The following is a 6,225-nucleotide window of genomic DNA, read 5'->3' as shown; positions in this document are numbered from 1 at the left end:
CGAAGGCGTAGATATCGGTCAGTATATTTGCCTGTTTCGGCGTGTACTGGAAGGGACCACCCTCATTTTCGACGGCTTTCTCTGCGACTTTCAGGACTTCCTTTAATTGCTCTATGTCCGCTGTCCTGACTTCTATTTCTCTGTTCAGACGGTCCTGTTCCTGAGTCAGTTGCAGGATCTTACCGCCATTACCGTCAAACCCGCCCATTTCTACCTGTTTATGTCTCAAAGCCTCAACCCGGTCAGCGTAGCGGGCAGTGGGGTCTGGCTTAAGGCCCACGTCATCTTCGATGACTTTAAGAGTCGCTTCATGAGCCTTCAAAGCTTCCTGTGCTTTTGAAATGTGTGCTTTTTTCTTTTCCAGAACTAAGTCCGGTACTTCTCTATTGTGCTCAAGATTGTGCTCAAGATTGTGCTCAAGTTTGGTTTTAGTTTTCGGATCGCTGTCTTTGGAAGGGTCAATCGCCTGATTTTTAGTGTTAAGTGCCTCTTGTGCCTGTTTTTCTTCATCCTGTGCATTGGCTAATTCCATTTCTCTGGCCTCGTGCTCATGCAGGAACTTCGTGACCTGAGTGTACTTGTGTCTGGTTTCAGGCAGTTCCCCCAATGCTTTATTGACTTCATTTCGGTCATGAGAGGCTCTATAGTCTCTAATGGCATTCATGATATTACTTTCTTCTAACAGATTATCAGGGTCACTTTCAAAAGGGATTTTCAGAGCTTTGATGGTAGTGTGCAGTTGATGAAGGGCCTCAGTTCGTCTTTCTGCATAGTATTCGCTTTTCTGAATAAAACGTTCAATGTCGTTTAAATGATCTTCAGGGGTCTGATTATCAGTCTGAGTCAGGCCCAACCTGGTATGAATGTCTTTCAGTGCCCCATTGAGAGCTGCAATGTATTTATCTGTGTCAGGGGGGGCATCAGTAGAATCTGCGAATACCACCTGTTCACGATGAACAGCATCCAGTTTGTGATGAAGTTGCTCCAGCTCAATCTCAGCTTTTGCTATGTTTCCCCTGGCTCGGGCTACCTCACGATCAAGAACGTATTGTGGTTTAGGTCCCAGACGAGCCAATTGTCTGTCAAGCTCAGCATCAATGGCTGCAATACGCTCATTAACCGTAGGACGACCCGCTTCATAAAGTTCTTTATACAGCTGTTGGAATTTTTCTGTAATGAGATTGATCCGAACATCCTCGTCGGCATCATCTTCATAGTCCTGAATCCCGAGGTTATGGGCAATTTCGCTATATATGGCTCTTTCCATGCTTTCATTATCAAGGAGATCATTGATGACTTTGTCCAGTTCATCGTTTAATGTCCGAATTCTGTACCCCAGAGCGTGGATCTGTTCATTCAGGCTGGCATCTTTTTTTAATTCCACTTTTAGTTCGTCGGCCAGTTTAGCAACGAAATCCTTGCCTCTTTCTTTGGCAGCAACGTTTTCATCCACGTTGATGTCCAGTCTGTACTCTATTGCTTCAAGGAAATCTAACTGTTGCCATTTGGCTTGCAGATTCGTGTCTTCAACTAAATACGTAAGACGCGCACGAAGAGTATCGAGTTTGCTATCTCTATCTTCATCAAGCTTGATGCTTTCATCCCAGAGGACATTCTTTATATCATCCAGCTTTATTTCGGTGACATCATCGCCGTCAAGTCTACTGCGAGCCCTGTCAAGTCTTGTGGCTTTCTCATCATCCTCATTGACTTCGATCCCGAGTAGTGTTTCTACGGATCTCAGTACATCCAGCGCCTCTTCCTCTGCCCTCTGTGAGGCTTCTGTGATGGATGTCTGCATTCCCCTGGAAATGGCGTTACGACGCTTATAAACATCGTCCTCTTTATCGGGGTCATCCAGCTCCAGGATTTTTTCCACGTTACCCATTGTCTCAAGTACTTCAGACTTGACAATGTGGCGAGGTGTTTTGAGGCTTTCCAGTTCTTCTTCCAAATCTGCAAGCTTCTTCACCCTGACTTCCACTGCGTCTGTCAGTTTTCTATTTTCCTCTGCTCCGCTGGTACCATAAAACCCTGCCAAAGCAGCTCGTAAGAATGCGGCGTCGGCTTTGCTATAACCTCTTCTGGAGTATATTTCCTCTAAATGCATCAGCATATATTCTAAAGGAATCTCCACTTCTTCGCTCACAGCGTTCATTTTCTGTAAATGCCGGGCCTTGATGGCTTCGCCTTGAATATGCTGTGTATCAAGTCTTACAAGTTTTTCAAGTTGACGAGCATTCTCTCTGAGAAGTGCTACATTTTCGTCAAGTTGTCTATAATTCCGTGACTGAATTTCTCGAATAAGACCAACTTGATCAGCATCCTTTATGTGAAGTGTTTTAAGACTTTTGCGAAGTGTTTCAATATTTTTGCGAAGTGTTTCAATCTTTTTGCGATGTGTTTCAATCTCGCTAAGTTGATCATCGCTCACTTTTGTTAATTTTTGTATTTCAGCATTCATTGATTCAATCCAATTGAACAGAACTTCTTGCTGAGTGTCAGGATCTGTATTGTCTTCAAAATCTGGCAAGTTTAAATGCGAGCCTATGACTGCATTGTGAGCTCGGGTTGCTGCTGCTTTTTCTGTCTCTGTGCCGATGCTTTGTTGCTGAACAGGTGGTTGATCGGCCTGTTCTTCCAGTTGCTTGAAGTAGTTAACGTGCTTAAGGTGTTCCTGAATGGCCTTGATACGTGCATTCAGGTCAGCTTTGTCAACCGGGACCAGACCATAATGTCTTTCAATTAAAGCCAGACTCTCCGAAGGATTCTCTTCGGCCATCATTAATGTCTCATCCAGATTTAAACCGGACCTGGGGTTGCTGTAACTCAGATCGTTTTTATCGTCCGGAGTAATACTGAACTGGCCTTCAATCGCCGCCAGTTTTGCTTTTACAACTTCTTCATCAGACTGTCCTGTTGCGGTATAGGTTGCGACAACCTTTGTGCGCATGTCATTAATTGTCTCCAGGAGACGTCTGGATTGCTCTTCTTGTGGCTGGGCATCATCCCAGTCATCAATGCCAAGCGCTATTGCCAGCTCAGAGTTGTAGGTATTTATGATTTCTATTCTGGCATCACGGAGTTGTTGTTTCAGCTTTGGAATTTGTTTGATTTTCTTCTGAAGTTTCCGTTCCTGGTTTTCAAGCTCTTCTATATCGTAACGAAGATGTCCCAGCTCAAATTCAGCTTGCTCATAGTGTCGTTGTGTTTGCTGTTTTTCCTTGTCAATTGCGTCGACTCTTTCCATTGCTTGCTGCAATTGATTTTCAAGCTGTAAGAGTTTGGCTTCTTTTATCTGTAGGTCTTCGAGCGTGTTATCCACCTCAATCAATTGTCTGGCCAGGTCGCGCAGGACTTTGTCAGCAAAATGTTCGTCGTTGTAACAAAAATCGCCCGGTAGTTTGGAGATATGGGGTGCAGTATTCAGCATATTCTGAACAAAATGCCGGGTATTCAGAAGATCTCTCAGTACGGGTCTGAAGTTGAAGTGTTTTGCAAGTTGAATATGCAACCAGGTTGGCGTGGTGACTGACGAAGCGATTTTGATGTGTTCCGGTGTGAACTCAAATTCATCTGCCTCATCTGGAGTAGCGCTGGCTAACGCCTGATGAAGAGACTCGTAGTATGCAAGCGAAAGTATCGCCAGTTTATCTTCCTCTTCAAGGGAAAGTGTCTCCGGTTTATTTTTCCCTGCAAGCGTTTCCTGATCTCTGTTAACTGCAGCGTCGTGTCGTGTAACAAAATCCTCCAGCACTGCCATCTGCCTGCTTCGAATGACGTGCTGGTAGCTTTTGACCTTGTATTTTTTAACCTGTCTTGTTAACGAAGAAGCGAGTTCGGTACCCAGAGGTTTATTGAGGTTTTCTACAAAAGCGATATCATGCGGATTCAGTTTCTGACCATGGAAAACAATCACCTCTCCCGAAACTTCTGATACTTCCAGCTTTGGATAGCCCGCAGGCAGAGGATAAAATTGTGTGTCATCCTCCCTGTGTACAATGTATCCGACGGGTTTGCTGTGTGCTAACAGTTCATTCAGGGCCTGCTGTTGTAAATCCTCTCCCAGGACATGAACCTGGATATAGGCAGAGGCGGCGGCTGCCAGGAGAGCTTCATCGTTGACAAAAAGCGATTGACCCAGTCGCTTCAGTTCAGGAGGCTGATCGCCCGAAGCGATGAGACGCATGAAGGTACGCCCATTCACTTCAACTTTTTCTACTTCAATGGTGGCAAGGGGAACATAGTGATCACTGGTACCGAGGTTTTCTGCTCTGTCATCGGCAGCTTGCAGCAATGCGTACAGTTGTCCGGGGCCAGCGATTTTCGTAAACGGTTCCAGTGATTGAGCGCCTTTTAGTTGATCACGAACAGCCTTCACTGAATCCTGATCGGTCATGCCACCTCTGACTTCAATAACCAGTTTCTCTTCTCCAAGGTTATGGGTGAACTTGAAGACTACTTCACCACGCACCTTCAGGAATTTGGTGTATTTCTGAGCAGCGTCATTCTCGTCTGTTTCAAACAGGTCAATGCTGGATACGCAACTATGAGTGACAGAAAGAACGTTCGTAAAGCCCATATCAGGACCGGCACAGACCGCTCTGGCTTGAGGCTGATCAGGGTAGGTAGTGGTAAAGGATTTGGGTATTGGCTGCTGGTCATCACCTAATGTTGGCTTAACAATGATCTCACTGTGGGTAAACTCCAAATGTTCATTGCCCACAAAATCGACAGACTTTGTCTGCAGCTTGCGGTCGGCCAGTGCCTGTGTGCCAATGATGGAGGTGCTGATTGCAGCCGCTACTGCAAGGTTTAATGCATTAGGGCGAGCGTTCGTCATTCTATTGCCTCAGAAAAACAAAACCAGTATGTATTCCTCTATAGTGATTTCGTTCGTTTGGATTGTGATGGACAGGCCATCCGCTGATTTCTGATATCAAAGTTCGTCGCTGGTCTCTTTATCCTCTTTCCCGGAAAGCATTTTTCTATCATGATCAGGAAGTTTCTTATTACTGCTTTTTTGCCATTCAAAGAGGGCTCCCAGAGTGTAGGAGTAAGGAATGCTTTCTGCATGGGAGAATGACCATTCAGGCACATTTTCCCTGAAGTATTTTTCCCAGCCATGCTCATACATTTTCATGGTCCGATCACGTCTTTCACGGAACTGAAGATAATGCTCGCCCTGCGTCCAGCCATGCATCATGTTGTTGGCTTTAACACGGTTGGCATAGGCTTCATCGGTTTCACTGAATCGTTGAGGCGTGGTAATGGCAGTACGTTTCACATAGTCAGATTCCGTTTCGCCTGCTTCTCTCCAGCGATTGATCCTGTCAAGACTCCGGCCCAGAGGTCCACCCAGCCATTGAGTGAGCATCTTGTTGTCATTCATGAAGAAGTCGAAAGTGAGGCTTGTTGTCAGAGCCAGTCCGAAGGTTTGAGTATAGGTAAACCCGGATATAAGACCGTGGGCGTATGCTCCGGCAGTGGCTATCGGACCCAGCACAAGACCGGCTGTGGCAGATGCCATGGTTTTCACTTTTGCCGGTGTGATCCTGTGTAGCAGCGGTACCTTAACCCCTTGTCCGGAACCCATGGATTTCACCATTTCGGGAACCAGGCGGAAAAGGCTGCGATACCTGTGGGGGTTGGCGTTATATTGTCTGGTAAACAGCATAGAGCCGGTTTTTAGCAGAATGATTGAGGAAGCGGTCCTGCCCAATGGCATTGCCAGTCCACCCAATTCAGAGACTTGTTCAATGCCGCTGTGGTAGGCGTATTGCCTGTTTCGGTTAAAATCGACGCCATAGTGTTCCATCCAGTGCCGGAAAGGTGTCAGTATCCGGTGCAGGTAATCGCCCCTGTTGGTCAGATCCAGAAGGTAGAGGAACGACATGTTTGACAGGGATAGTAAGGTAGCCTCGAGAGTGTTATGGGCCGAAAGTAGAGGTTTGTAGCTGGAGAAATACCAGGTGACCGTCTGTGCCAGGAAGGCTGAAGGTTTGACCCAGTAATCATTGAGCTGCTGCTCAACCGCTACGGCATGAGCCTGCATCAATGTACTATTTATAATTTTGATCAGGTCTGATTCAGACATGCCAGCGGCATTGGCATAAGGTGTCAGGGTATCCTGAAAATTGGCCAGGAATGCCAGAGTCCTGCGACCGTTTTCAAAGGCAATATCGTCAAGAACGTAGTTGGCGATGACCGCAGCTGCGTATTCTT

At 46.2% G+C, this 6,225-nt stretch carries 2 protein-coding genes; both read right to left on the bottom strand.

Features of this window, described 5'->3' with window-relative positions; translation table 11 throughout:
- Positions 1–4,843 (bottom strand): hypothetical protein (locus KDK17_RS10805; protein ID WP_257288079.1); only part of this gene is annotated, 4,843 nt, incomplete at its 3' end.
- Positions 4,844–4,939: 96 nt separating this feature from the next.
- Positions 4,940–6,225 (bottom strand): hypothetical protein (locus tag KDK17_RS10800; RefSeq protein ID WP_257288078.1); only part of this gene is annotated, 1,286 nt, incomplete at its 5' end.

Source organism: Endozoicomonas sp. SESOKO2 (assembly GCF_024606245.1).
Taxonomy (GTDB): Bacteria; Pseudomonadota; Gammaproteobacteria; order Pseudomonadales; family Endozoicomonadaceae; genus Endozoicomonas_A.
Note: the sequence above shows the minus strand (reverse complement) of the source record. Positions and strands in the feature narration are given on the sequence as shown.